Consider the following 26,291-nt stretch of genomic DNA (forward strand, 5'->3'; position numbering starts at 1 on the left):
CGTAGGCGCCAACGGTTGGGTCGATGATGCAGTTAGAAGTCATCACGATTGGGCCAGGGACGCGGGCGAATTCAACCTGCTGGTTCTGCCAGCCGCTGCCGGAGTTACCGTTTAGGTGTTTGAACTTACGCAGTTCCGGATAGCCGTGTGCTGGCAGCATTTCACCGTGGGTATACACGTTCACACCGGTGCCTTCAGTCTGCTCAAGCAGGTTGTACAAAGAGTACAGGTCGTGACCGGAGATCAGGATGCATTTACCTTCGGTGGCTTTAACGTTGACCTGAGTCGGCGTCGGGTGACCGTATTTAGTGGTTTCACCGGCGTCCAGAATGCTCATCACTTTGAAGTTCATCTGGCCGATTTCCATAGAGCACTCAAGCAGAGCGTTCATATCGGAAGGCCAGGTACCCAGCCACGCCATGATTTTGTGGTACTGAGCGTAGATATCGTTGTCGTACTGGCCGAGAACGTGCGCGTGTTCCATGTAAGCTGCCGCACCTTTCAGGCCGTACAGGCACAGCAGGCGCAGGCCGAGAATGTTCTCGCCAATCGTCGCTTTGTCTTTGTTCGGGGTAAATTCCGCCGCCTGCTTTTGCAGGTCGCCCAGATCGTCGCTCACCAGCTGCAGGTCAGCCATTGGGTTATCGACGGTGGCATTAGCGTCTTTAGCCAGGCACTGTGCTTTCAGCGCGTCGCGCAGGGCGATGGCTTCGCGCGCATAGCCGACGATACGCGGGGAGTCGAAGTTAACGTTGGTCAGGGTAGAGAAGAACGCGCGCGGGGCGAAGTTATCAACGTCGTGGTTGATGATGCCGTATTCACGTGCTTTCACCGCCCATGCGGACAGACCTTGCAGAGACGCAATCAACAGATCCTGCAGATCGGACGTTTCAGCCGTCTTACCACACATACCCTGAGCGTAAGAGCAGCCGTTCCCTGCCGGAGTACGGATGGTTTGTTCACATTGCACACAAAACATGGGTCACACCTTTTTAAAGTTATATTTAATATACATGTTTAAGGGTAAGCCTGAGTTTCAGCCTTGAAAAGGCATTTTTAGTGCAACTTAAAGGGAGGTTGATTTAGCGCAATTTTGGCGGCAGCGAAGGCTACCGCCATGGAGGTATTATGCGGTGAAGAACGCCATCATCAGCGGCACCAGCAGGCTAAGAATAAAACCGTGAACGATGGCCGGTGGCACCATTTCTACGCCGCCGGAGCGCTGAAGCACCGGGAGAGTAAAGTCCATTGAGGTCGCGCCGCACAGGCCGAGCGCGGTAGAGCGGCTGCGGCGAACCAGGCCGGGAATCAGCATAATCGCCAGCAGCTCGCGCGCCAGGTCGTTAAAGAAGGTAGCGCTGCCGATAACCGGGCCGTAGGCATCGGTCAGCAGAATGCCGGACAGCGAGTACCAGCCGAAGCCGGAAGCCATCGCCAGACCGGTTTTTATCGGCAGACCCAGCAGAAACGCATTAATCACCCCAGCGACCATTGAGCTGGCCACCACCACCAGCGCAATCACCATGCCGCGACGGTTGAGAATAATTTGTCGCAGGGTCATGCCGCTATTTCGTAACTGAATGCCGACAAGGAACAGCAGGAAGATGAGCGTATATTCGCTGGCATCGGTGGCGTGCTGTAAAAATGAAAGCCCGCTCAATCCAAGGACAAAACCGGCAATAACCACAAAGCACAGCTTTAAGGATTCCAGCGCCATCGCGAGGCGCGAGGGTAATTTTTCCTGATGATGCGGATGCCCCCACGGCAGCACTTTTTCCAGCCACAGCAGCGCCGCGATATTGCACAGCACAATAACCACAATGCTAATAGCAGAATAATGGAAGATGGATAATAGATTGGCCGCCAGATTATCCAGAAAGGCTAGGCTGATCCCCATAAAGAAGAGAATCAGATAAACAATCCAGCTTAACAGGCGATTAATCAGCTGTAATGTGCCGCGGTGGGCAAGGGGAATCAGGTAGCCGATAACCAGCGGCACCAGAATGATGAGCAGTCCCGATAACATGACGAACACGGTTCCTTGTCGTTTTTAAATCGCGCACCGACACTACCGAAAACCGCATACCGAGTAAAGCAATGATGTCATTGGCAACGCCCCAAATTCGGGGCGTTGCACCTCACTGGGCTTTACGGCACGATCGCCGAAGCCCGTGACTCAATTATTTCTTTTCCAGCAGGGTGCGGTAAATCACGCCGCCGAGGATACCGCCAATAATCGGCATCACCCAGAACAGCCACAGTTGATCAAGCGCCCAGCCTCCCTGGAAGATTGCCACCGCGGTGCTACGCGCCGGGTTAACGGAAGTGTTGGTCACCGGGATGCTGATCAGGTGAATCAGGGTCAGCGCCAGGCCGATAGCGATCGGCGCGAAGCCTGCCGGGGCGTTTTTATCGGTCGCGCCGTGAATCACCAGCAGGAAGCCGCAGGTCAGCACGATTTCAATCACGATAGCGGACAGCATGGAGTAGCCACCCGGTGAATGTTCGCCGTAGCCGTTGGAGGCAAAGCCGCTGGCCGCCGCGTCGAAGCCCGCTTTACCGCTGGCAATTAAATACAGTACCGCTGCGGCAATAATCCCGCCGACAACCTGCGCGACGATATAGCCGATCACTTCTTTCGCCGGGAAACGACCGCCAGCCCACAGGCCGAGCGTCACCGCCGGGTTAAAATGGCCGCCAGAGATATGGCCAACGGCATATGCCATGGTGAGAACGGTTAAACCGAACGCCAGCGCGACGCCCGCAAAACCAATACCTAATTCCGGGAATGCCGCCGCCAGAACGGCGCTACCGCAACCACCAAATACCAGCCAGAAGGTACCGAAGCACTCTGCAGCCAATTTTCTAAACATAACCACCTCGAATTAAAAATTATTATCGTCATAAAGGGTGACGACTGAATATATCCCTACCAAAAAGAGTGGCAGGCATAGTCCTCATTATTTTAAAAACGAACGTCATCCTTTAACCAGTTAAATAAGTCGCCGAACTTTGATACAAAACAATGTGGTGTTATTCCTTAAGCAATTCATTCTTTGAAGTAGAGTGTAGTGCATTATTTTCGGAATAATCGGGGAAGGTGATAGAGAGCGCACTTTATCACTTTCAGCGGTTAATAAAGCATCACCCTGTCCGAAAGCGGGCGGCCAGTCGGTGCCAGGGGCGGCGCATACCGCTATACTGCCGATAACAAAGGATGTCAGCTAGCGTATTACGGAGGAGTTATGCTTCTTGAGCGCACCGAAATTGCAGGGTTTCGCGGCATTAACCGTTTATCGTTAATGCTGGAGGAGAATAACGTCTTAATCGGCGAAAACGCGTGGGGTAAATCGAGCCTGCTGGATGCGCTGACGCTGCTGCTTTCCCCGCACGAACCGCTGTACCACTTCGTGTATAATGATTTTTGGTTCCCCCCCGGCGACGTACAGGGGCGTGAACACCATCTGCATATTATCCTGACGTTCCGCGAGAACGAACCGGGCCGCTACCGTGGGCGGCGCTATCGCGGGCTCTCCGACTGCTGGACGCTGTGCGATGACGGCTATCGTCGCATTTTCTATCGGCTGGAAGGCGAGCTCGCCGCCGACGGCAGCGTGCTGACGCTCCGCAGCTTTATCGATAGCGATGGTCAGGCGCTGGATCTTGACGATATTGACGCCCAGGCGCGCGAGCTGATTCGCCTGATGCCGGTGCTGCGCCTGCGCGACGCCCGCTTTATGCGGCGGATCCGTAACGGCACCGTGCCAAACGTGCCCGATGTGGAAATTACCGCCCGCCAGCTTGATTATCTCTCCCGCGAGCTGGTCACCAGCCCGCAGAATCTCAGCGACGGCCAGATCCGCCAGGGGCTGGCGGCGATGGGGCAACTGCTGGAGCACTACTTCTCCGAGCAGGGATCCGGGCCAGCCATCCAGCGGCTAATGCGCCGACGCTCTAACGATGAGCAGCGCAGCTGGCGCTATCTGGATCTGATCAACCGCATGATTGATAAACCCGGCGCACGTAATCATCGGGTGATCCTGTTAGGCATGTTTTCAACCCTGTTGCAGGCCAAAGGGACGGTCAGGCTGGATAGAGACGCCCGCCCGCTGCTGCTGGTGGAAGACCCGGAAACGCGGCTGCATCCGATTATGCTGTCGGTGGCCTGGAGTCTGCTGAATTTGCTGCCGCTACAGCGCATCGCCACCACCAATTCCGGCGAGCTGCTGTCGTTGACGCCGATGCAGAACGTCTGCCGCCTGGTGCGCGAGTCCTCCCGTGTGTCGGCCTGGCGGCTGGGGCCAGAGGGGATGAACGCCGAAGACAGCCGCCGCATCTCGTTCCACATTCGTTTTAACCGCGCCTCGTCGCTGTTCGCCCGCTGCTGGCTGCTGGTGGAAGGCGAAACCGAAACCTGGGTGATCAACGAACTGGCGCGCCAGTGTGGCCACCACTTCGACGCCGAAGGGGTGAAGGTGATTGAGTTTGCCCAGTCCGGGCTCAAGCCGTTAATTAAGTTCGCCCGCCGGATGGGCATTGAGTGGCACGTGCTGGTCGATGGCGATGAGGCGGGGAAAAAATATGCGGCGACGGTGCGCGGCCTGCTGAATAACGATCGCGAAGCTGAACATCACCATTTGACGACGCTGCCGGCGCCGGATATGGAACACTTTATGTATCGCCAGGGGTTTGCCAGCGTTTATCACCGCGTCGCGCAGCTGCCGGAAAATATCCCGATGAATATGCGGCGGGTGATCACCAAGGCGATTCACCGTTCGTCCAAGCCGGATCTAGCGATTGAAGTGGCGATGGAAGCAGGGCGCCGCGGTATTGAAGCCGTTCCGCCCCTGCTAAAGAAAATGTTTTCCCGCGTCGTCTGGCTGGCGCGCGGGAAGGCCGATTAACGCTGAATGGTCTCGACAATTTGCTGCTGGAGCGCGTCCAGCAGCGCGTAGCGGCGGCGGTACTCCGCGCGCTTCTTGCTGGCAATCTCTTCCATGGTTTTACGCGGCAGCGCCAGCGGTAAAACATAATCTCCTTCGCCGTCGGTCTGCGCGCCGAGCGACTCCCAGAAACTGTTGTAGTCCGCATGCAGCTTGTCGCGTTTCTTACGACGGTAGCGCAGGCTGCGGTAGATGTGCGTTTCGTTGCTGACGGCGCGGACGTGCTCGACGGACAGCAGCGAGCCCAGCGTTAACAGCGCGTCCACCACCAGGCGTTTCGGGAACAAACCGTGACAGGCTTTGGTGGCGCTTTGAATCAGCTGATGCGGCACGTCGGCTTTCGCCCCCTGTAGACCCCCGACAAACAACGTATTCACCCCGTTGTACTGGCACAGCGTAAACGTCAGCTCCGCCAGCACGGTGTGGCTTTCATCGTGGAAGGTAATCGTCGCTTCCCCTTCTTTGTCCAGCATCGCGTCAGCGCATAGACGAAGAGTGTACAGCTCTTCGTTTTTACCGTTGAGGGTGGCCAGCAGTGCGCCGCGGGGGGGGAGATAATGGGCAGCGACGTTTTCCGGCAGCTGCGCCAGCATCTGCTGGTAGTGCCAGCACAGCGCATCAATCGTTTGCTGGTGATTCAGGTGCGTGCACAGCCACGGACGGTGCAGGCGGCACGGCAGGCCGGGCTGAACGTTAAGGATCTGCATCAGCTGCGGCTGTTTTGCCAGGCTGCTCAGCAGCCTGCCGGTCATTCGCGGGGTGCTCAGCGAACGCAGCAGGAATTTACGTCGGTAAGCCGGGTTTTTCCATGCGCGGCCGGGCGCAAGCGTGCCGGTCGACAGCAGTCGAAAAAGGTGCCAACTGGATTCAGGTTGTGGATGCGTGGAAGCAGAAAGCTCGACAAGGCTCGACATAGGAAAAATCTCATTACAGGGAGGTTTTGCCTATTTAAGCAACGGAATCTTCAACGCTATTTCAACAAATGCAAAGAATGTGAAGATTTGTCTTTGTTGATGAATCGTTTAGGTTTGTTCGTGTCCGTTTTCTGGCGGTTTCTCCACGCCGCTCGGGCGGCGTGGAGAAAAAACGTATCAAGGCTGGCTGAATAAGCCCGACATCTGGGCCTGAATGGTATCCATCAGCTCATAGCGACGGCGATACTCCGCGCGTTTTTTACTCGCAATTTCAGCGATATCTTTGCGGACGATGGTCACCGGGATATGGTAATAGCCCTGATTATCGCGCTCACCGCCTAGCGCTTCCCAGAAAGTGTCATAATCAGAAAGGATCTTTTTGTTCTTATCCTGGTAACGTTCGCCGCGGAAAATATGCACGTCGTTGCTCACGGCCAGGATCTGCTCCACGTGCAGGCGTTCGGCAAAACGGCAGATGGCTTCCATCACCAGACGTTTCGGGAACAGGCCGTGGCAGGATTTAGTCGCATTCTGGATAGCCTCGTGCGGTAAATCGCGTTTGCCGCCCTGTAGACCGCCAATAAATAGCGTGCGCTGGTTCTGGTAGTCCAGCAGGGTAAAGGTCATCTCCGCCAGCACGTCGCCGTCGGCGTTGCGCATCAGAATGGTGCTATCGCCTTCTTTATCCAGGTTAACCTGCATAGTCAGCTCAAGGGTAAAGGTGTCACCATTTTTACCCTCCATCTGCGCCAGCGGCAGGGCCTGCGTATTCAGGTAGGCGGTTAACTCTGCTGAGGACATCGCCTCCGACAGCAGCGTATAGTGGTAACGCAGCGCGTCCAGCACCTGATGGCGGCTAAAGTTGACCGCCAGATACGGGCGGTGCAGGCGCACCGGCAGGCGCGGCTGGCGCGTGAGCAGTGCATCCAGATGGGACCATTGCGACAGTTCGCTCATCCATTCGCGGCTCAGGCGCGGCATCAGTAAGGAGCGCAGCATAAACTTCCGACGGAAGCTGCGCTGGTCCCAGTATTCACCGGGACGCCATTGCCCGCTAAACAGGCTAAAAAAGAGGCTGAGGGCGGAGGAGTGGCGGGAAGATTCGAATGAATTTTCGCTGAGCTGTGACATGGTTTACTATCCAGAATTGCATATGAGTGACGATTTTAACATCACCAAAGTGAATCAATGAGCGGCGTGGGGTTTTTGCTAAGACTTTTCTCAGTTTGTTTAGCTTGTGTTGAAGTTTGACTTCACATTCTGTCGAAATTTTGGGGATTTCAGGAATTTATGATCATCAAGGGAAAATTAAAAAAACGGTACTGGCTGGTGCTCGTCGCGATTATTGTGGCGCTGATTGCCGTCTGGAAAATGCTCAATGCGCCGTTGCCCAATTATCAGACGCTGATTGTGCGTAAAGGCGCGCTTGAACAGAGCGTGCTGGCCACCGGTAAGCTCGACGCGCTGCGCAAAGTCGACGTCGGCGCGCAGGTGAGCGGGCAGTTGAAAACCCTGTCGGTGAATATTGGCGATAAGGTAGTAAAAGATCAGCTTTTAGGGGTGATTGACCCGGAACAGGCAGAAAACCAGATTAAAGAGGTCGAAGCCACGCTGATGGAGCTGCGCGCGCAGCGTAAACAGGCGGAAGCGGAATGGAAGCTTGCGAGCGTGACCTTTTCCCGGCAGCAACAGCTGGCGAAAACCCAGGTGGTGTCGCGTCAGGATCTTGACACTGCGGCTACCGATGTGGCGGTGAAGCAGGCGCAAATCGGCACCATCGACGCGCAGATTAAGCGCAATCAGGCGTCGCTCGATACCGCCAAAACCAACCTCGACTACACCCGCATCGTCGCGCCGATGCGCGGCGAAGTGACGCAAATTACCACACTGCAAGGGCAGACGGTGATTGCCGCCCAGCAGGCGCCGAACATTCTGACGCTGGCGGATCTCAGCACCATGCTGGTGAAAGCGCAGGTCTCCGAAGCGGACGTTATCCATCTGAAACCCGGGCAGAAAGCGTGGTTTACGGTGCTTGGCGACCCGCTGACGCGCTACGAAGGGACGCTGAAGGACATCCTGCCGACGCCGGAGAAAGTTAACGATGCCATCTTCTATTACGCCCGCTTTGAGGTACCTAACCCGAACGGCGTGCTGCGCCTGGAGATGACCGCCCAGGTGCATATCCAGCTCGGCGGCGTGAACGATGTCCTGACCATTCCACTGTCGGCGCTGGGCGATAGCGTGGGGGATAACCGTTACAACGTGCGTCTGCTGCGCAACGGCGAAGTGAAGACGCGCGAAGTGGTGATTGGCGCGCGTAACGACACCGACGTTGAGATTGCCAAAGGACTGGAAGCAGGCGACGAGGTGATTGTCGGAGAGGGTAAAGCCGGAGCGGCCAAATGACCGCGCTGCTTGAACTGACCGATATCCGGCGCAGCTATCCTTCCGGTGACGGTAGCGTCGAGGTGCTCAAGGGCATCTCGCTGCACATCAACGCTGGCGAGATGGTGGCGATCGTCGGGGCCTCTGGTTCGGGCAAATCGACGCTGATGAACATTCTCGGCTGCCTGGATAAGCCCACCAGCGGCACCTACCGGGTCGCGGGAACCGACGTGGCGACGCTGGACGGCGATGCGCTCGCCGCGCTGCGCCGCGAACACTTTGGTTTTATTTTCCAGCGCTATCATCTGCTGTCGCACCTGACGGCGGCGCAGAACGTGGAAGTTCCGGCGGTGTACGCGGGCGTGGAGCGCAAGGCGCGGCTGGCGCGGGCGAAGCAGCTGCTGCAACGCCTGGGGCTGGAAGACCGCGTGGATTATGCGCCGTCTCAGCTTTCCGGCGGCCAGCAGCAGCGGGTCAGTATCGCTCGCGCGCTGATGAACGGCGGCCAGGTGATCCTTGCCGATGAACCCACCGGTGCGCTCGACAGCCATTCCGGCGAAGAGGTGATGGCGATTCTCCATCAGCTTAAGGAGCAGGGGCACACGATTATTATCGTCACCCACGATCCGCAGGTGGCGGCGCAGGCGGAGCGGGTGATTGAAATTCGCGACGGCGAAATTATTCATAATCCCCCGGCGCGGCAGACGACGGTGGCAGCGCGCCAGCCGGTTACGCAGAACGCCTCCGGCTGGGGGCAGTTCAGCAACAGCTTCCGCGAGGCGCTGTCGATGGCCTGGCTGGCAATGGTGGCCAACAAAATGCGCACGCTGCTGACCATGCTGGGGATTATTATCGGTATCGCCTCGGTGGTGTCGATCGTGGTGGTGGGCGATGCGGCCAAGCAAATGGTGCTGGCGGACATTCGATCTATCGGCACTAACACCATCGATGTCTATCCGGGTAAAGATTTCGGCGATGACGATCCGCAGTATCAGCAGTCGCTGAAGTATGACGATCTGCTGGCGATCGAAAAGCAGTCGTGGGTCAGCTCGGTGACGCCGTCGGTGTCGAAAAACCTGCGCATCCGCGCGGGCAATATCGACGTGGCCGCCAGCGTGCAGGGCATCGGTCAGCACTATTTTAACGTCTATGGCATGATCTTCAGCGAAGGCAATACCTTTAATGATGTCCAGGCCGCGGAACGCTCGCAGGTGGTGGTGCTCGACAGCAACACGCGCCGCCAGCTGTTTCCCAACAAGGCCAGCGTCGTGGGGGAAGTCATTCTCGTTGGTAATACCCCCGCGACGGTGATTGGCGTGGCGGATGAGAAACAGTCGATGTTCGGCAGCAGCAAGATCCTGCGCGTCTGGCTACCGTACTCGACGATGTCCGGGCGGGTGATGGGCCAGGCGTGGCTGAACTCCATTACCGTCAGGGTAAAAGAGGGTTACGACAGCAGTCTCGCCGAGCAGCAACTGACCCGGCTGCTGAGCCTGCGTCACGGCAAGAAAGATTTTTTCGTCTGGAATATGGACAGCGTCTTGAAAACGGCGGAACGCACCACACATACATTACAGCTGTTCTTAACGCTGGTGGCGGTGATCTCGCTGGTGGTCGGTGGTATTGGTGTGATGAATATTATGCTGGTGTCGGTCACCGAACGTACCCGGGAAATCGGCATCCGGATGGCGGTCGGCGCGCGGGCCAGCAACGTCCTGCAGCAGTTTTTGATCGAGGCAATTCTGGTGTGTCTGGTGGGCGGCGCGCTGGGCGTGACGCTGTCATTGATGATTGCGCTGCTGCTTCAGCTGGTGCTGCCGGGCTGGGAGATTGGCTTCTCGCCGCTGGCGCTGCTGACGGCGTTTATCTGCTCGACCCTCACCGGCGTGCTCTTTGGCTGGCTACCGGCGCGGAACGCGGCGCGCCTCGACCCGGTGGATGCGCTGGCGCGGGAATAATGGCATAAAACAGATGAAAAAATGCCAGTCAGAAGGACTGGCATTTTGACAGCGGGATGTACACAATGGGGCAGTAAACTAGGCGGCTGTTTCTGCTTCCACAGGGATAATCACGCTAGCATGATTACCTTTCGGCCCCTCGTGGACATCAAACTGGACGGCTTGTCCGGCTTTTAACGTTCTGTACCCATCCATCTGGATGGTGGAGTAATGGGCGAAGATGTCCTCGCCACCGCCTTCCGGGCAAATGAAACCGAACCCTTTAGCATTGTTGAACCACTTAACAGTACCCATTTCCATACTTCGACATCCTTCGTAACTCTTATACGTTTATAAGTAGATGGAATGAACCGCTGGTGGAGTCAGGAGTTGTTCAAAACCTCACCAACTCTCGCCTGTACAATTTAGATATTTCGCACAGTGCGTCAAGCGTTTGAGGAGGGCTGAAGGGGAAAAATGCATCAAAATTTGAAGCAGTTAACGCTATTGACGGGAATGTGACAGAGTTCGCTAATGACAGCTATAGGTGATAGTTATCTATGATCTACAGTAAATTGAGAGCCTGTATGCACATGAACGCTGGGTCCCGTGGCAGGCGAAATGAATCATCGATTTCGTCAATAAAACGGACCGACGTGTACACGGCCTCGTCAGCAGCATGTGATGACAACGACGATGATGACTGACAATGAGTAAGACCAGAGACTGGCTGGACTTCGACCAGCTTGCGGCAGATAAACTTCAGGATGGGCTTAAACCCCCGTCAATGTATAAAGTGATATTGGTCAATGATGATTACACTCCGATGGAGTTTGTTATTGACGTGTTACAAAAATTCTTTTCTTATGATGTAGAACGCGCAACACAGTTGATGCTAACGGTTCACTATCAGGGTAAAGCAATTTGCGGTGTTTTTACGGCAGAAGTCGCCGAAACCAAAGTTGCGATGGTGAATCAGTACGCGAGGGAGAACGAGCATCCGCTGCTGTGTACGCTGGAACAAGCCTGATACAGGCATGAAAATTGGGGGAGGTGCCTATGCTCAATCAAGAACTGGAACTCAGTTTAAACATGGCTTTCGCCAGAGCGCGCGAGCACCGTCACGAGTTTATGACCGTGGAGCATCTGTTGCTGGCGCTGCTCAGCAACCCATCAGCCCGTGAAGCGCTGGAAGCGTGCTCGGTCGATCTGGTGGCGCTGCGTCAGGAACTCGAAGCCTTCATCGAACAAACCACGCCGGTTCTGCCGGTCAGTGAGGAAGAGCGCGAAACGCAACCGACGCTCAGCTTCCAGCGTGTTCTGCAACGCGCGGTCTTCCACGTCCAGTCTTCCGGGCGTAGCGAAGTGACCGGCGCCAACGTTCTGGTGGCCATTTTCAGCGAGCAGGAGTCGCAGGCCGCCTATCTGCTGCGCAAACATGAAGTGAGCCGCCTTGACGTGGTGAACTTCATCTCTCACGGCACGCGTAAAGACGAGCCAAGCCAGCCTTCCGATTCCGGAAGCCAGCCACCTAATGAAGAGCAAGCAGGCGGGGAGGAACGTATGGAAAACTTCACCACCAACCTTAATCAGCTTGCTCGCGTCGGGGGCATTGACCCGCTGATTGGCCGCGACAAAGAGCTGGAGCGCGCCATTCAGGTATTGTGCCGCCGTCGGAAAAATAACCCGCTGCTGGTGGGGGAATCCGGCGTGGGTAAAACGGCGATTGCCGAAGGTCTGGCATGGCGTATCGTACGCGGCGACGTGCCGGAAATCATGGCTGACTGCACGATTTATTCGCTGGATATCGGCTCGCTGCTGGCGGGCACCAAATACCGTGGCGATTTTGAAAAACGGTTTAAGGCGCTGCTGAAACAGCTGGAGCAGGATACCAACAGTATTCTGTTCATCGACGAGATCCACACCATCATCGGTGCGGGTGCGGCGTCGGGCGGCCAGGTTGATGCCGCAAACCTGATTAAACCGCTGCTCTCCAGCGGCAAAATTCGGGTGATGGGCTCGACGACTTATCAGGAGTTCAGCAATATCTTTGAGAAGGACCGGGCGCTGGCGCGTCGTTTCCAGAAAATCGATATTACCGAACCGTCGGTAGAAGAGACCGTGCAGATTCTGAACGGCCTGAAGCCGAAATATGAAGCGCACCACGACGTTCGCTATACCGCTAAAGCGGTGCGTGCGGCGGTGGAGCTGGCGGTGAAATACATCAACGATCGTCATCTGCCGGATAAAGCGATTGACGTGATTGACGAAGCGGGCGCGCGGGCGCGTCTGATGCCGGTGAGCAAGCGTAAGAAAACGATCAACGTGGCGGACATTGAATCCGTGGTGGCGCGCATTGCGCGTATCCCGGAGAAGAGCGTCTCCCAGAGCGATCGCGATACGCTGAAAACGCTGGGCAATCGCCTCAAAATGCTGGTCTTCGGCCAGGATAACGCCATCGATGCGCTGACCGAAGCCATCAAGATGAGCCGTGCCGGTCTCGGTCACGAGCATCGTCCGGTGGGGTCCTTCCTGTTTGCAGGCCCGACCGGGGTGGGTAAAACGGAGGTCACCGTTCAGCTGGCGAAGGCGATGGGCATCGAGCTGCTGCGTTTCGATATGTCGGAATATATGGAACGCCACACGGTGAGCCGCCTGATCGGCGCGCCTCCGGGATACGTTGGTTTCGACCAGGGCGGCCTGCTGACCGATGCGGTTATCAAGCATCCGCACGCGGTGCTGCTGCTGGATGAAATCGAGAAAGCGCACCCGGACGTCTTTAACCTGCTGCTGCAGGTGATGGATAACGGTACGCTGACCGATAACAACGGGCGTAAAGCCGATTTCCGTAACGTGGTGCTGGTGATGACCACCAACGCCGGGGTGCGTGAAACCGAGCGTAAATCGATTGGCCTTATCCAGCAGGACAACAGCACCGACGCGATGGAAGAGATCAAAAAGATCTTCACGCCGGAGTTCCGTAACCGTCTGGACAACATTATCTGGTTCGATCATCTCTCTACTGAAGTGATCCATCAGGTGGTGGATAAGTTCATCGTCGAGCTGCAGGTTCAGCTGGATCAGAAAGGCGTGTCGCTGGAAGTGAGCCAGGAGGCCCGCAACTGGCTGGCCGAGAAGGGTTACGACCGGGCGATGGGCGCGCGTCCGATGGCGCGCGTGATTCAGGACAACCTGAAAAAACCGTTGGCCAACGAGCTGCTGTTCGGTTCGCTGGTGGATGGTGGCCAGGTCACCGTGGCGCTGGACGCCGAGAAGAACGAGCTGACCTACGGCTTCCACAGCGCGCAGAAGCATAAGCCGGAGGCGGCGCACTAACCGCTGAAGATCTGAACGAACAAAACCGAGCTGGCGACGGCTCGGTTTTTTTTTGCCTCATGCGCGAACATGAGATGAATTGATACATGATGATGTGCCTGACCGAGCGCAATCTGCTAATTCTGCATGCCTTCAAACAAGGAGGATTGCACAATGAAACTCAGCCCGCTCACCCTGAGCCTGACCCCGCTGTTATCGGCTACGGCTTTTTCGGCCAATGCTGCACCGCAGGCCCATGTGGTCTGCGCTTATCACCATACGCTTGGCGACGACGCCATCATGATGTTTGGCAAACCCAATCAGGCCATGTGGCACGATTTCTTTGGCAATGCGCACACTGACGCGGTATCCACTTACCAGACGCTGCGCGCGCAGCCTGACACCACCTGCGACAACAAAGCCGACAGCTCTGCCTACTGGGCGCCGACCATGAAGCTGCCGGATGGTCAGATTGTCACGCCGGCCTATCAGAAAACGTATTATCAGACGACAAACGTCGAGCAGTATCCGCTGCACCCGTTCCCGGCGGGCCTCGAACTGCTGGCGGGCGATCATCACGGCTCCGCGCCGAGTTCGCGCATTACCTTCTTATGCGCCAACGGCAAAGGCTATAGCAACAAAGCCGGAGAGGTGTGCGGGCTGCGCAAGGCGGGCGATGGGGTCCAGTTCAACATCGGTATTCAGTTTCCCAACTGCTGGGACGGCGTGAATCTGAAGCCGGGCCATGGCCACAGCAACGCCGCGTATGACGTTAACGGTGCCTGTCCTGCAGATTTCCCGGTTAAGCTCCCGACCGTCAATATGAACATTGCCTGGGTACTGCCGCAGATCACCTCCCTCGACACCGCGAAGATCCAGCTATCGATGGATCCGGTGATGCGCGACGGCGCGCGTGAAGAGCACTGGGGCAGCATTTATACCGCCCATGCCGATTTTATGAACGGCTGGACGGTGGAGGGGGCGCGATATATGACCGATCATTGTATGAATCAGGGCATCGACTGCGGTACTCAGGTTCCTTATGGTTTCTCTACCCTCGCCGAGAATGCGGTAGTCAGCAGCGCTGAGCCCGACGCCAGCCATCCGACGCCGGATAACCTCTTCATCAGCGACAACTGGCAGAACGGTGGCCGCACCCATCACCCGGAGACGCTAACGCTGGTGAAATTCGCTATTCCACCGCTACCGAAAGACCAGGATGCTTCGCTGTTTAAATACAAGCTGCGGCTGTATGGCGCGAAAGTTGAGAGCAACGGCGCGGATCAGATTTTCTTCTATCCGGCCAGCAACGACTGGAACGCGGACAGCGTGACCTGGAATCACCGTCCGGCCTGTAACTATAAATCGGATACCCAGCTTTATTTGAATGCATCGCGCGAGTACCGGATGGTGGACGTCGATAAAGCGGTACGCAAAGCGTTGGCGGAAGGGAAAACGGAAATTTCGTGGTATATCGGCGGTGACCGTCAGGGCAACCATTATCAGTTTGAACCCGCCTCGACGAAACAGGAGCCAATACTGATGCTGACGGGTTTTAAATCTACGCCGCAGGTGTAACACGGCGGGAAGAAAGCGTTAAAAAAATGCCCTGCATAAGCAGGGCATCATTTATTCGGCAAATGGCGAGGCGATATAACGCCTGGCGCTCATTATCTGCGGTGATTAGCGACTACGGAAGACAATGCGGCCTTTGCTCAGGTCGTACGGGGTCAGCTCAACAGTCACTTTGTCGCCCGTCAGGATGCGGATATAGTTTTTGCGCATTTTACCGGAGATATGTGCAGTAACCACGTGTCCGTTTTCCAGTTCTACGCGGAACATGGTATTAGGTAACGTTTCAAGAACGGTACCCTGCATTTCAATATTGTCTTCTTTGGCCATCTAATCCTCTGGGGTATCACTACCGTAATTTGAACCGGCAAGATAATGCCGAAGTTCATCATGTAAGTAAAGAATTGTCCGTCTTAATCGGCGAAAGTCGTTTTTGCGCATTACCCTTTCACCACACCAGAACAGCGTGTGATGGGCGCGAACCAGGCCGGAAATAGCAGGATAAACGTGGGCGTTATCTGACTCGAACGATTCCCAAACGGCGGCGGGGCAAAAGGCAGAAGCGACTCTCGTCGGCAATTATATCATCCTGATGGAAATTGTGCTGAAAACATTTACGCTTCAGGCGAAAAGAGCAGCCTGGGCACCCAGAATTTATCCTCGAGCGTCTGCATGCGTAGCGTATTCAGATGTTCAAGGTAGTCACGGCGGGGGATCTCTATCGCGCCCAGAGACGCGGTGTGGCTGTTTAACACCTGGCAGTCAATGAGTTTGCCGCCTGCATGGCTAAACGCCTTACAGAAGACGTACAGCGCCGTTTTAGAGGCGTTCTCTGCGCGGCTGAACATCGACTCGCCGCAGAATAGCTCGCCCATGGCGACGCCGTACATGCCGCCGACCAGCGTGTCACCCTGCCAGACCTCAATCGAGTGTGCGTGGCCTAGCTAGTGTAGCCGATGGTAGGACTGGCTGATGCCGGTGGTGATCCACGTGCCTTCGTGGCGATCCTGCGCGCAGCCCTCGATGACCTGGCTAAAGGCATAGTTGAGCGTGACGCGATAGGGGGAGTGGCGGTGAAAGCGCTTCATGCTGCGGCTGAGGTGAAACTGTTCTGGCCACAGTACGGCGCGCGGATCCGGCGACCACCAGAGGATCGGATCGCCGGGCGAGAACCACGGAAAGATCCCGCGCTGATAGGCCATCAGCAGACGCGCGGGGCCAAGATCGCCACCGAGCGCCAGCAGCCCGTTAGGTTCACGTAATGCGCCCTCTGGGGAGGGAAAAGCAATCGAATGACGAGAAAGCTGCACAAGGCGCATGTCGCGATAACCCCACGAAACTAAGTTAACTCAATCATAGTCTACAGACGCTGTTTGAACTGGTAGTAACGACCTTGTTTTGCCAGCAGTTCTGTATGATTACCTTGCTCAATAATTTGCCCGTTGTCCATGACAATTATCCGATTAAATCGCGCCAGCCCGCGCAGGCGGTGGGTGACCATCAGCAGCGTTTTTTCGCGCATCACGTCGGCCAGCAGCTCGAGAATCTGGCTTTCGGTGGTGGCGTCCAGCCCTTCGGTGGGCTCGTCCAGCAGCATCAGCGGCGCATCGTGCAATAGCGCGCGGGCAATACCCAGACGGCGCAGCTCGCCGCCAGACAGCTGACGGCCGCCTTCGCCCAGCCAGCTGTTGAGCCCGGCGTCTTCCAGCAGCTTCTCCAGCCCGGTACGGCGCAGTACTTCGCTGATCATGTCATCGCTGGCATCCGGTCTGGCCAGCAGCAGGTTGTCACGTAGCGTGGCACTAAACAGATGCACGCGCTGCGGTACCAGGCTCATGGTCTGGCGTAACGTCTGCTCATCGAACTGATTAAGCGCAATATCGTTGAGCAAAATGCTGCCCTGCTGCGGATCCCACGCGCGGGTCAGCAGTTGCAGGAGCGTTGATTTGCCGCAGCCGGTGCGCCCGAGGATAGCGATATGTTCACCTGCTGCCACGTGCAGCGAGAGATGTTCCAGCGCGGGTTGAGCCTGCTCTGGATAGGTGAAGGCGACCTCCTTCAGCGTCAGCGCGACCTGCTGCGGACGCACGCTGGCGTGTTGCGGAAAGGTCACTTCCGGCTGCTGCTCGATGATCTGGCTTACCCGCAGCGCCGAGGCGATCACCTGGCCCAGATGCTGGAATGCACCGGTTACCGGCGCGAGGGCTTCAAATGCCGCCAGCGCGCAGAAGACGAACAGGGCGATCAGCGCGCCCGGCTGGAGGTTATCCCCCACGCCGCCAGCGGCCAGCCACAGCATCGCCACCACCGCGATGGCGCCGATAAGCAGCATCAGCGCCTGCGATAGCGCGGTCAGCTCGGACTGGCGGCGTTGGGCATCGTGCCAGTTAAGCTCGGTCTGCTCCATCTGTTTACGGTAGCGATCGCTGGCGTTGAAAATAGTGAGCTCGGCCTGGCCTTGCAGCCAGCCAGTGACTTGCTGGCGGTACTGGCCGCGCAGAGTAGTCAGCTGCTCGCCGGTGGGCTTACCGGCGCGATAAAACAGCGGTGGCAGTATTAGCAGCGTGGCGAGCATAATCCCGCCGAGCGTCAGCGCCAGGCCGACGTCGAGCAGGCTGAGCCCAGCGGTGACCACCAGAATTACCACCAGCGCGCCGACCAGCGGAGAGATGACCCGCAGATAGAGATGATCCAGCGTATCGACATCCGCCACCATGCGGTTGAGCAGCTCGCCCTGACGAAAACGGGCCAGCCCGGCAGGGGAGAGCGGCAGCAGTTTGCTGAAGGTGAACACGCGCAGGTGCTGCAACACGCGGAAAGTGGCATCGTGGCTGACCAGACGTTCAAAATAACGTCCGGCGGTACGGATAATCGCCGCGCCGCGCACGCCCGCCGCAGGCAGCATGTAGTTAAACGTGTAAGCGCCCGCAAACCCGACTACCGCCGAGGCGGAGAGGAACCAGCCGGACAGCGTCAGCAAGCCAATGCTGGCGAGCAGTGTCACAATCGCCAGAACTACGCCGAGGCTTAACAGCCATTTATGGCGCTTATAGAGCGCCAGATAAGGCAACAGTGCGCGCATTTAGATCTCCTCCTGACGATTGGCCAGCAGGCTGGCAAAAACGCCGTTGGCGGCCACCAGCTGTGAATACGAGCCTTGCTCGATAATCTGGCCGTTTTCCATTACCCAGATAGCGTCCCACTCGCTAAGGCCTTCCAGCTGGTGGGTCACCATCAGCGTGGTTTGCTGGGTAGAGGCTTCGCCTAGCGCCTGCATCACGCGCTGTTCGCTATGAGCATCCAGGCTGGCGGCAGGTTCATCAAGCAGCAGCAGGCGGCAGGGGGCAAGCAGGGCACGGGCGACGGCGACGCGCTGCGCCTGGCCGACGGAGAGGCGCGCGGACTGCTCGCCTACTGCGGTGTCGATGCCGTCGGGAAGCTGCGGCAGAAACTCATTGACCCACGCTTTTTCCAGCGCCTGATGCAGCTGCGCGTCGCTCGCTTCCGGGTTGCCCAGCAGCACGTTCTCGCGCAGGGTGGCGGCCGGCAGCTGTGGGTTTTGCCCCACCCAGCTCATCAACCGATGCCAGGCTTCCGGCTGGAGGTGGCGCAGTTCAACACCGTTGACCTTCAGCGAACCGCGGTAGGGCAGGAAACCGGCCAGCGCATTGAGCAACGAGCTTTTACCGGAACCGCTTTGCCCCACCAGCACCGCGCGTTGCCCGGCGTTAAGCGTGAAGTTGAGCGGGCCGACGAGCATTTTGCCTTCCGGCGAGGTGATAAACAGATCTTTCGCGCACAGCGAAACCGGCTCGCTGGTCTCCAGCACCTGCTCACCTTGTTCCGGGTGCGCCAGCGGCGCTTCCAGGAAGGTTTTCAGGCTATCGGCCGCGCCGACCGCCTGGGCTTTCGCGTGGTAGAAGGTGCCTAAATCACGCAGCGGCTGGAAGAATTCAGGGGCCAGAATCAGCGCCAGGAAGCCGGAAGAGAGCGTGACCGCCGCGCCGTAGCTGCCAAAATTCAGTTCGCCAAGATAAGAGAAGCCGAAATAGACCGCGACCAGCGCAATCGACAGCGAGGTGAAAAATTCCAGCACGCCGGAGGAGAGAAACGCGAGACGCAGCACTTCCATAGTGCGGTGGCGAAAATCCTGCGAGGCTTCGCGGATGTTGTCGGTCTCGGCCGCGCCGCGCCCGAAAATACGTAAGGTGTCCATGCCGCGTAGACGGTCAAGGAAGTGGCCGCTCAGACGCGCCAGCGCCAGGAAGTTGCGGCGGTTGGCGTCGGCGGCCCCCATGCCGACCAGCGCCATAAACAGCGGGATCAGCGGGGCGGTGGCCAGCAGTATAAGTGCCGCCACCCAGTTAGACGGGAAAATGGCGACCACGATCAGCAGCGGCACGCAGGCGGCCAGCGCCATCTGCGGCAGGTAGCGGGCGTAGTAGTCGTGCATGTCGTCAATTTGTTCAAGGATCAGCGTTGCCCAACTGCCGGCCGGTTTGCCCTGGATCCACGCCGGACCCGCCTGCTGTAATCGGTCCAGTACCTGACGACGGATCTCAAAGCGAATTTGTTGCCCGGCATGAAAACCGACCCGCTCGCGTAGCCATACCACCCACGCGCGGAGGACGAACACCAGCACCAGCTGAATAAAGGGCATCAGCAGCGCTTCGCGCGGAATGCTCTCCATAATCATATGGTGGAGGATACGGGCCAGCAGCCAGGCCTGAGCAATAATCAGTACGCCGCTGGCAAAGCCGAGCAGGCGGGATAGCATCAACCAGCGGCGAGACAGGACGCTTTGCTGTTTGAGCCAGCGGGTGAGTTCTTGTTGGCGACTTTTATTCATTGGGCGCTTAGCAGGTGGCTTATAGATAATGGTTTCAGTTATAGGCGCGGCAATGTTACATCGCAGAAAAAATAAAGGCGACTTATCGTCGCCTTTTTTACTTTTGTTACTGACTTGTAAAGATTATTTGCACGCGTCGGCCAGACCGTCGAGGTAGCGTTCCGCATCCAGCGCCGCCATACAGCCGGTGCCCGCAGAGGTGATTGCCTGACGGTAAATGTGGTCCATGACGTCGCCCGCAGCGAACACGCCCGGGATGCTGGTCTGGGTGGCGTTGCCGTGGATACCGGACTGCACTTTGATGTAGCCGTTTTCCAGCGCCAGCTGGCCTTCGAAAATCGCCGTGTTCGGGCTGTGGCCGATAGCCACGAACAGGCCCGCGACCTCCAGCGACTCAATGTCATCGCTCTCGGTTGAGCGCAGACGTAAACCGCTCACGCCCATCTGATCGCCGGTCACTTCTTCCAGCGTGCGGTTAGTGTGCAGCACGATGTTGCCGCTTTCCACTTTATCCATCAGACGCTTGATCAGGATTTTTTCCGCGCGGAAAGCATCACGACGGTGGATCAGGTGCACTTCCGCCGCAATGTTGGACAGATACAGCGCTTCTTCTACCGCCGTGTTGCCGCCGCCAATGACCGCGACTTTCTGGTTGCGATAGAAGAACCCGTCGCAGGTTGCGCAGGCGGAAACGCCGCGGCCTTTGAACGCTTCTTCCGACGGCAGACCCAGATAGCGGGCAGACGCGCCGGTGGCGATGATTAACGCATCGCAGGTGTACTCGCCGCTGTCGCCGGTGAGGCGGAACGGACGGTTCTGCAGATCGACGCTGTGAATGTGGTCAAAAATAATCTCGGTTTCAAATTTGGTCGCATGCTCGTGCATACGTTCCATCAGCAGCGGACCGGTGAGATCGTTCGGATCGCCAGGCCAGTTTTCCACCTCGGTGGTGGTGGTCAGTTGACCGCCTTTTTCCAGCCCGGTAATCAGTACCGGTTGCAGGTTTGCGCGTGCAGCATAGACCGCGGCGGTGTATCCCGCAGGTCCAGAACCAAGGATTAGCAGCTTACTGTGTTTGGCCGTGCCCATGAGATCCCCATAATTGTTGGCAGACATTGTTTGGGATTGTAGGGAATTTGTAGACGTAAAAAAAGAGCGCAGCGATTTTGTTAACGATATGTGTAATAGAGTGAGCCGATTGATTGTTTATTTTAACATCAAAAAATATAACTATTTCTACTGCCCGCCGCCGGATTATAAGACGATTACATGTGAATCAAGCCCGCGTGATAATGAATATCTGGCATGTTGTACTAAAAAAAGATGTTTTGCTTTGACAATCACCTGTGCTTTTGCGACAACATTCAAGGAAGAAGAAAAGCAGTGTTTCGCGTGTGGTGAATTTTCATGCACGCAAATGCCATTTTTACCCGGATCACTGAAATCTACGTATGGTGTGGACAGACACCATACGTGATGTCGGAGGGTGGCCGCGAGGCGCCGGGGCTTCTCATACGCAACCCCTGGGATATACGACGTTGCAGCAACAACGGCGTATTGAAAACGGGAGAAGGCTCTGAACAGTGAAGTGCACAGAGTCAAGACAGGAGTAGGGAAGGAATACAGAGAGACAATAATAATGGTAGATAGTAAAAAACGCCCTGGCAAAGATCTCGACCGCATCGACCGCAACATTCTGAATGAGCTGCAAAAAGATGGGCGTATTTCGAACGTCGAGCTTTCCAAAAGAGTAGGACTTTCTCCGACCCCGTGCCTTGAGCGCGTACGTCGTCTGGAACGACAGGGTTTTATTCAGGGCTATACCGCGCTGTTAAACCCGCATTATCTGGATGCATCGCTGCTGGTATTTGTTGAGATTACTCTGAATCGCGGTGCGCCAGACGTGTTTGAACAATTTAACGCCGCCGTGCAAAAACTTGAAGAAATTCAAGAGTGTCACTTGGTTTCCGGTGATTTCGACTACCTGTTGAAAACCCGCGTACCGGATATGTCGGCTTACCGTAAGCTTCTTGGCGAGACCCTGCTACGCCTGCCAGGCGTCAACGACACCCGTACTTACGTCGTGATGGAAGAGGTCAAGCAGAGTAATCGTCTGGTAATTAAGACCCGCTAAAACGGAACAGGTGCAAAATCAGCGTAGTTTGATTACACTCCTGTTAATCCATACAGCAACAGTGTCGGCGCAATCTGGCACTGTTGTCCGTTTTAGCATTTGGCACCTGGAGAGCCTTTCTTGAGCCAGGAATATACAGAAGACAAAGAAGTCAAACTCACAAAACTCAGCAGCGGACGCCGGCTCCTTGAGGCGTTACTCCTTCTATGCGCCATTTTTGCCGTCTGGCTAATGGCAGCACTACTGAGCTTCAATCCTTCCGATCCCAGCTGGTCGCAAACGGCCTGGCACGAACCTATCCATAATTTGTGCGGCGCTCCCGGCGCGTGGCTGGCCGACACGCTGTTCTTCATCTTTGGCGTGATGGCTTACACCATTCCGGTGATTATCATCGGCGGCTGCTGGTTTGCCTGGCGACATCGCGCCAGCGAAGACTACATCGACTATTTTGCCGTATCGCTGCGCCTGATCGGCGTGCTGGCGCTGATTCTGACCTCCTGCGGCCTGGCCGCTATCAACGCCGATGATATCTGGTACTTTGCGTCCGGCGGCGTGATTGGCAGCCTGCTCAGCACCGCGCTACAGCCGATGCTGCATAGCAGCGGCGGCACCATTGCCTTATTGTGCATCTGGGCCGCGGGCCTGACGCTGTTTACCGGCTGGTCCTGGGTCAGCATTGCCGAGAAAATGGGCAGCTGGATCCTCAATATTCTGACCTTCGCCAGCAACCGTACCCGTCGCGACGATACCTGGGTCGATGAAGAAGAGTACGAAGACGACGAGTATGAAGACGAAGGCGACGCGGAGCAAAGCACGACGCGCGAATCTCGTCGTGCCCGAATTCTGCGCGGTGCGCTGGCGCGCCGTAAACGTATTGCCGAAAAATTTGCCAATCCGATGGGGCGCAAAACCGACGAAGCGCTGTTTTCTGGCCGCCGGATGGATGAGCCGGAAGAGGGGGCCCGCTATGCGGCCCAGGTGGATCCCGATGATGTTCTGTTCTCCGGTGCCAGCGCGACGAGCGCGGCGAAGTACGATGAATACGATCCGCTGCTAAACGGCCATTCCGTGACCGAACCGCTCGCCGCCGCCGCGGCCATTGCCCCGGCCCCGACCTGGGCAACTGACCCGTCTCAGGTCGCTGCGCCCGTGGGCGAGCAGCCTCCTGCTGCGCCGGGCGTGGAGTGGCAGTCCGTACCGACGCCGGTTCCCGTCGAACCGACAATTGCGCCTGCGCCGGAAGGCTGGCCGCCGGTACAGCAACCGCAGTACGCTCAGCCTCAACAGCCTGCTTACGAACAGCCTCAACAGCCTGCTTACGAGCAGCCGCAGTACGCGCAGCCTCAACAGCCTGCTTACGAGCAGCCGCCGTACGTGCAGCCTCAGCAGCCTGCTTACGAGCAGCCGCAGTACTCCCAGCCTCAGCAACCGGCTTACGAACAGCCGCAGTACGCGCAGCCTCAGCAGCCTGCTTACGAGCAGCCGCCGTACGTGCAGCCTCAGCAGCCTGCTTACGAGCAGCCGCAGTATGAACAGCCTCAACAGCCTGCTTACGAACAGCCGCAGTACGCGCAGCCTCAGCAGCCTGTTTACGAGCAGCCGCAGTATGAACAGCCTCAGCAGCCTGTTCACCAGCAGCCGTACGCGGCTGAGCCAACGCCTGCCGTTGAGCCAGAACCGATTGTTGAAGAAGAGGTGAAACCGGCCCACCGTCCACCGCTCTACTACTTTGAAGAAGTCGAAGAAAAACGCGCGCGTGAACGTGAACAGCTGGCGGCATGGTATCAACCGATCCCCGAGCCTTTAGCGCCCGTTGAACAGCGTGCCGCATCGATGCCTTCTTCATCGGCGCCGGTTTCCGTGCCTGAACCTTCTGCCGCCGTTGCTCCGGTTGCGGCGAGCGTCCGCCATGCTTCGACTGCAGCGAGTACCGCTGCAGCCGCAGCGGCGTCAGCCCCGTTGTTTAGCCCGGCCGATGGCCCGCGTCCGCAGGTCAAAGAGGGCATTGGCCCGCAGCTGCCGCGCCCGAACCGCGTTCGCGTGCCAACGCGCCGCGAACTGGCCTCCTATGGCATTAAGCTGCCGTCGCAGCGTATGGCCGAAGAACGCGCCGCGCGCGAAGCCGAACGTTATCAGCATGACGACGACGTAAACCTGAGCGACGATGAAGCCGATGCGCTGGAACAGGATGCGCTGGCCCGCCAGTTTGCGGCGTCCCAGCAGCAGCGCTACGGTGAGTCGCACGTTGACGATTATGCCGAGGAAGAAAACGACGCCGATGCTGCGGCAGAAGCCGAGCTGGCCCGCCAGTTCGCCGCTTCGCAGCAGACGCGCTATGCCAGCGAACAGCCGGAAGGTGCGCATCCGTTCTCACTCGACGATTTCGAATTTTCACCGATGAAAGCGCTGGTTGACGATGCGCCGAAAGCGCCGTTGTTTACCCCAAGCGTGACGCCGGAGCCTGAGGCACCGCAGCAGCAGTATCAACAACAGCCGCCGCAGCATGTCCAGGGCTATCAGCAGCCGCCTCAGCAACCGCAGTATGCTCAGCCGCAGCAGCAGCCTCAGCAACCGCATTATGCTCAGCCGCAGCAGCAGCCTCAGCAATCGCAGTATGCACAGCCACAGCAACAGCCGCAGTACGCGCCGCCGCAACAGCACGTGCAGCAGCCGGCTACGCCGCCGCAGGAGAGCCTGATTCACCCGCTGCTGATGCGTAACGGCGACGACCGTCCGCTGCAAAAGCCGACCACGCCGCTGCCGTCGCTGGACTTACTGACGCCACCGCCGACGGAAGTCGAGCCGGTTGATACCTTTGCGCTGGAGCAGATGGCGCGCCTGGTGGAAACGCGTCTGGCGGATTACCGCATCAAAGCTGACGTGGTGAACTACTCGCCGGGGCCGGTCATCACGCGCTTCGAGCTGAATCTGGCACCGGGCGTGAAGGCCGCGCGTATCTCCAACCTCTCGCGTGACCTTGCACGTTCGCTGTCGACCGTCGCCGTGCGCGTGGTGGAAGTGATCCCAGGCAAACCGTACGTCGGCCTCGAACTGCCGAACAAAAAGCGTCAGACCGTCTACCTGCGCGAAGTGCTGGACTGCGATAAGTTCCGCGATAACCCATCGCCGCTGACCGTGGTGCTGGGTAAAGATATCGCCGGTGAACCGGTGGTGGCCGATCTCGGCAAGATGCCGCACCTGCTGGTGGCCGGTACGACCGGTTCCGGTAAGTCCGTCGGCGTGAACGCCATGATCCTCAGCATGCTGTACAAAGCGCAGCCGGAAGACGTGCGCTTCATCATGATCGACCCGAAAATGCTGGAGCTGTCGGTTTACGAAGGGATCCCGCACCTGCTGACGGAAGTGGTCACGGACATGAAAGACGCCGCCAATGCCCTGCGCTGGAGCGTCAACGAAATGGAACGTCGCTACAAGCTGATGTCGGCGCTGGGCGTGCGTAACCTCGCGGGCTACAACGAAAAAATTGCCGAGGCTGCCCGCATGGGCCGTCCGATCCCGGATCCTTACTGGAAACCGGGCGATAGCATGGACGCCACCCATCCGGTGCTGGAAAAACTGCCGTATATCGTTGTGCTGGTGGATGAATTCGCCGACCTGATGATGACCGTCGGTAAGAAAGTGGAAGAGCTGATCGCGCGTCTGGCGCAGAAAGCGCGCGCCGCGGGCATCCACCTGGTGCTGGCGACCCAGCGTCCGTCGGTCGACGTGATTACTGGCCTGATCAAGGCCAACATTCCGACCCGTATCGCGTTTACGGTGTCCAGCAAAATTGACTCCCGCACCATTCTCGACCAGGGCGGCGCGGAATCCCTGCTGGGGATGGGCGATATGCTGTACGCCGCGCCGAACTCGAATACGCCAATACGTGTTCACGGCGCGTTTGTGCGCGACCAGGAAGTCCACGCGGTGGTCCAGGACTGGAAAGCGCGCGGTCGTCCGCAGTATATCGACGGCATCACCTCCGATAGCGAAAGCGAAGGCGGCGGCGGTGGCTTCGACGGCGGCGAAGAGCTGGATCCGTTGTTCGATCAGGCGGTGAACTTTGTGACCCAGAAGCGTAAAGCCTCTATCTCCGGCGTGCAGCGTCAGTTCCGCATCGGCTACAACCGTGCGGCGCGTATCATCGAACAGATGGAAGCGCAGGGGATCGTCAGCGAGCAGGGGCATAACGGCAACCGTGAGGTGCTGGCACCGCCGCCGTTCGACTGATTGCAAAGATGG

Annotated in this window: 18 protein-coding genes and 1 pseudogene; 8 read left to right on the top strand and 11 right to left on the bottom strand. The window is 57.6% G+C overall.

The genetic code is table 11. The features are described 5' to 3' along the window. From hcp to aqpZ, 3 genes are all read right to left on the bottom strand, one after another. A partial coding sequence (gene hcp / locus ACK5JN_RS07005) for a hydroxylamine reductase (protein ID WP_416869494.1) occupies positions 1-979 on the bottom strand: 979 nt, incomplete at its 3' end. A 147-nt stretch (positions 980-1,126) separates the two neighbouring features. Beyond that, positions 1,127-2,026, bottom strand: a complete 900-nt coding sequence (locus ACK5JN_RS07010) for a lysine exporter LysO family protein (RefSeq protein ID WP_416869495.1) — start codon at positions 2,024-2,026, stop codon at positions 1,127-1,129. A 154-nt stretch (positions 2,027-2,180) separates the two neighbouring features. Continuing rightward, complete coding sequence (aqpZ, locus tag ACK5JN_RS07015; protein ID WP_416869496.1) at positions 2,181-2,873, bottom strand: aquaporin Z; 693 nt, start codon at positions 2,871-2,873, stop codon at positions 2,181-2,183. Between the two features lie 372 nt (positions 2,874-3,245). On the opposite strand from aqpZ, the gene ACK5JN_RS07020 reads away from it, so the two are divergent. Continuing rightward, on the top strand, positions 3,246-4,904 hold the full coding sequence (locus tag ACK5JN_RS07020; RefSeq protein WP_416869497.1) for an ATP-dependent endonuclease: 1,659 nt from the start codon (positions 3,246-3,248) through the stop codon (positions 4,902-4,904). Here the strand turns inward: ACK5JN_RS07020 and ACK5JN_RS07025 are convergent. Together ACK5JN_RS07025 and ACK5JN_RS07030 are read right to left on the bottom strand one after the other, a co-directional pair. After that, on the bottom strand, positions 4,901-5,857 hold the full coding sequence (locus tag ACK5JN_RS07025) for a VirK/YbjX family protein (protein WP_416869498.1): 957 nt from the start codon (positions 5,855-5,857) through the stop codon (positions 4,901-4,903). The two genes, ACK5JN_RS07020 and ACK5JN_RS07025, sit on opposite strands and share 4 nt — an antisense overlap. 177 nt (positions 5,858-6,034) lie before the next feature. Next, positions 6,035-6,988 (bottom strand): VirK/YbjX family protein, encoded by a 954-nt coding sequence (locus ACK5JN_RS07030; RefSeq protein WP_416869499.1) that lies wholly within the window; start codon positions 6,986-6,988, stop codon positions 6,035-6,037. Between the two features lie 159 nt (positions 6,989-7,147). Between ACK5JN_RS07030 and macA the strand changes: the two genes are divergently transcribed. Further along, a complete protein-coding gene (gene macA / locus ACK5JN_RS07035) occupies positions 7,148-8,263 on the top strand; it encodes a macrolide transporter subunit MacA (protein WP_416869500.1) in 1,116 nt (371 codons plus the stop codon). Further along, positions 8,260-10,200 carry a macrolide ABC transporter ATP-binding protein/permease MacB gene (macB, locus tag ACK5JN_RS07040; RefSeq protein WP_416869501.1) on the top strand — a complete coding sequence of 647 codons (1,941 nt, stop codon included), beginning with the start codon at positions 8,260-8,262 and terminating at the stop codon, positions 10,198-10,200. The genes macA and macB overlap by 4 nt, the downstream gene beginning before the upstream one ends. 78 nt (positions 10,201-10,278) lie before the next feature. On the opposite strand, the gene cspD is transcribed toward macB, so the two are convergent. Further along, on the bottom strand, positions 10,279-10,500 hold the full coding sequence (gene cspD / locus ACK5JN_RS07045; RefSeq protein ID WP_064548719.1) for a cold shock-like protein CspD: 222 nt from the start codon (positions 10,498-10,500) through the stop codon (positions 10,279-10,281). A gap of 388 nt (positions 10,501-10,888) precedes the next feature. Here cspD and clpS point away from each other — a divergent pair, with 388 nt between their 5' ends. The 3 genes from clpS to ACK5JN_RS07060 all read left to right on the top strand — a co-directional run bounded on the left by clpS (position 10,889) and on the right by ACK5JN_RS07060 (position 15,072). Continuing rightward, entirely contained in the window at positions 10,889-11,209 is a 321-nt protein-coding gene (gene clpS, locus ACK5JN_RS07050) for an ATP-dependent Clp protease adapter ClpS (protein ID WP_064548721.1), read from the top strand. A gap of 29 nt (positions 11,210-11,238) precedes the next feature. Next, positions 11,239-13,515: an ATP-dependent Clp protease ATP-binding subunit ClpA gene (clpA, locus tag ACK5JN_RS07055; protein WP_416869502.1), complete on the top strand. Its 2,277-nt coding sequence runs from the start codon at positions 11,239-11,241 to the stop codon at positions 13,513-13,515. 153 nt (positions 13,516-13,668) lie between these two features. Beyond that, a complete protein-coding gene (locus ACK5JN_RS07060; protein WP_416869503.1) occupies positions 13,669-15,072 on the top strand; it encodes a DUF1996 domain-containing protein in 1,404 nt (467 codons plus the stop codon). 105 nt (positions 15,073-15,177) lie between these two features. Here the strand turns inward: ACK5JN_RS07060 and infA are convergent, their stop codons facing one another. From infA to trxB, 5 genes and pseudogenes are all read right to left on the bottom strand, one after another. Beyond that, positions 15,178-15,396, bottom strand: coding sequence for a translation initiation factor IF-1 (infA, locus tag ACK5JN_RS07065; RefSeq protein WP_001040187.1), 219 nt, complete (start codon positions 15,394-15,396; stop codon positions 15,178-15,180). Positions 15,397-15,680: 284 nt separating this feature from the next. Further along, positions 15,681-16,385: pseudogene (gene aat, locus ACK5JN_RS07070) on the bottom strand (leucyl/phenylalanyl-tRNA--protein transferase). A gap of 41 nt (positions 16,386-16,426) precedes the next feature. Then, complete coding sequence (cydC, locus tag ACK5JN_RS07075) at positions 16,427-18,148, bottom strand: heme ABC transporter ATP-binding protein/permease CydC (RefSeq protein ID WP_416869504.1); 1,722 nt, start codon at positions 18,146-18,148, stop codon at positions 16,427-16,429. Then, on the bottom strand, positions 18,149-19,915 hold the full coding sequence (gene cydD / locus ACK5JN_RS07080; RefSeq protein ID WP_416869505.1) for a heme ABC transporter permease/ATP-binding protein CydD: 1,767 nt from the start codon (positions 19,913-19,915) through the stop codon (positions 18,149-18,151). 123 nt (positions 19,916-20,038) lie between these two features. Continuing rightward, entirely contained in the window at positions 20,039-21,004 is a 966-nt protein-coding gene (gene trxB, locus ACK5JN_RS07085; RefSeq protein ID WP_416869506.1) for a thioredoxin-disulfide reductase, read from the bottom strand. Positions 21,005-21,554: 550 nt separating this feature from the next. Here trxB and lrp point away from each other — a divergent pair. Continuing rightward, entirely contained in the window at positions 21,555-22,049 is a 495-nt protein-coding gene (gene lrp / locus ACK5JN_RS07090; protein ID WP_000228469.1) for a leucine-responsive transcriptional regulator Lrp, read from the top strand. A gap of 120 nt (positions 22,050-22,169) precedes the next feature. After that, a complete protein-coding gene (gene ftsK, locus ACK5JN_RS07095) occupies positions 22,170-26,279 on the top strand; it encodes a DNA translocase FtsK (RefSeq protein WP_416869507.1) in 4,110 nt (1,369 codons plus the stop codon). Positions 26,280-26,291: the final 12 nt, after the last annotated feature.

Origin of the sequence: Kluyvera sp., from assembly GCF_047971185.1 — a bacterium.
Classification (GTDB): Bacteria; Pseudomonadota; Gammaproteobacteria; order Enterobacterales; family Enterobacteriaceae; genus Kluyvera.

Coding starts and splice junctions, on each gene's coding strand:
- ACK5JN_RS07010 (WP_416869495.1), bottom strand. CDS start 2,026: ATGTTATCGGGACTGCTCATCATTCTGGTGCCGCTGGTTATCGGCTAC.
- aqpZ (WP_416869496.1), bottom strand. CDS start 2,873: ATGTTTAGAAAATTGGCTGCAGAGTGCTTCGGTACCTTCTGGCTGGTA.
- ACK5JN_RS07020 (WP_416869497.1), top strand. CDS start 3,246: ATGCTTCTTGAGCGCACCGAAATTGCAGGGTTTCGCGGCATTAACCGT.
- ACK5JN_RS07025 (WP_416869498.1), bottom strand. CDS start 5,857: ATGTCGAGCCTTGTCGAGCTTTCTGCTTCCACGCATCCACAACCTGAA.
- ACK5JN_RS07030 (WP_416869499.1), bottom strand. CDS start 6,988: ATGTCACAGCTCAGCGAAAATTCATTCGAATCTTCCCGCCACTCCTCC.
- macA (WP_416869500.1), top strand. CDS start 7,148: ATGATCATCAAGGGAAAATTAAAAAAACGGTACTGGCTGGTGCTCGTC.
- macB (WP_416869501.1), top strand. CDS start 8,260: ATGACCGCGCTGCTTGAACTGACCGATATCCGGCGCAGCTATCCTTCC.
- cspD (WP_064548719.1), bottom strand. CDS start 10,500: ATGGAAATGGGTACTGTTAAGTGGTTCAACAATGCTAAAGGGTTCGGT.
- clpS (WP_064548721.1), top strand. CDS start 10,889: ATGAGTAAGACCAGAGACTGGCTGGACTTCGACCAGCTTGCGGCAGAT.
- clpA (WP_416869502.1), top strand. CDS start 11,239: ATGCTCAATCAAGAACTGGAACTCAGTTTAAACATGGCTTTCGCCAGA.
- ACK5JN_RS07060 (WP_416869503.1), top strand. CDS start 13,669: ATGAAACTCAGCCCGCTCACCCTGAGCCTGACCCCGCTGTTATCGGCT.
- infA (WP_001040187.1), bottom strand. CDS start 15,396: ATGGCCAAAGAAGACAATATTGAAATGCAGGGTACCGTTCTTGAAACG.
- cydC (WP_416869504.1), bottom strand. CDS start 18,148: ATGCGCGCACTGTTGCCTTATCTGGCGCTCTATAAGCGCCATAAATGG.
- cydD (WP_416869505.1), bottom strand. CDS start 19,915: ATGAATAAAAGTCGCCAACAAGAACTCACCCGCTGGCTCAAACAGCAA.
- trxB (WP_416869506.1), bottom strand. CDS start 21,004: ATGGGCACGGCCAAACACAGTAAGCTGCTAATCCTTGGTTCTGGACCT.
- lrp (WP_000228469.1), top strand. CDS start 21,555: ATGGTAGATAGTAAAAAACGCCCTGGCAAAGATCTCGACCGCATCGAC.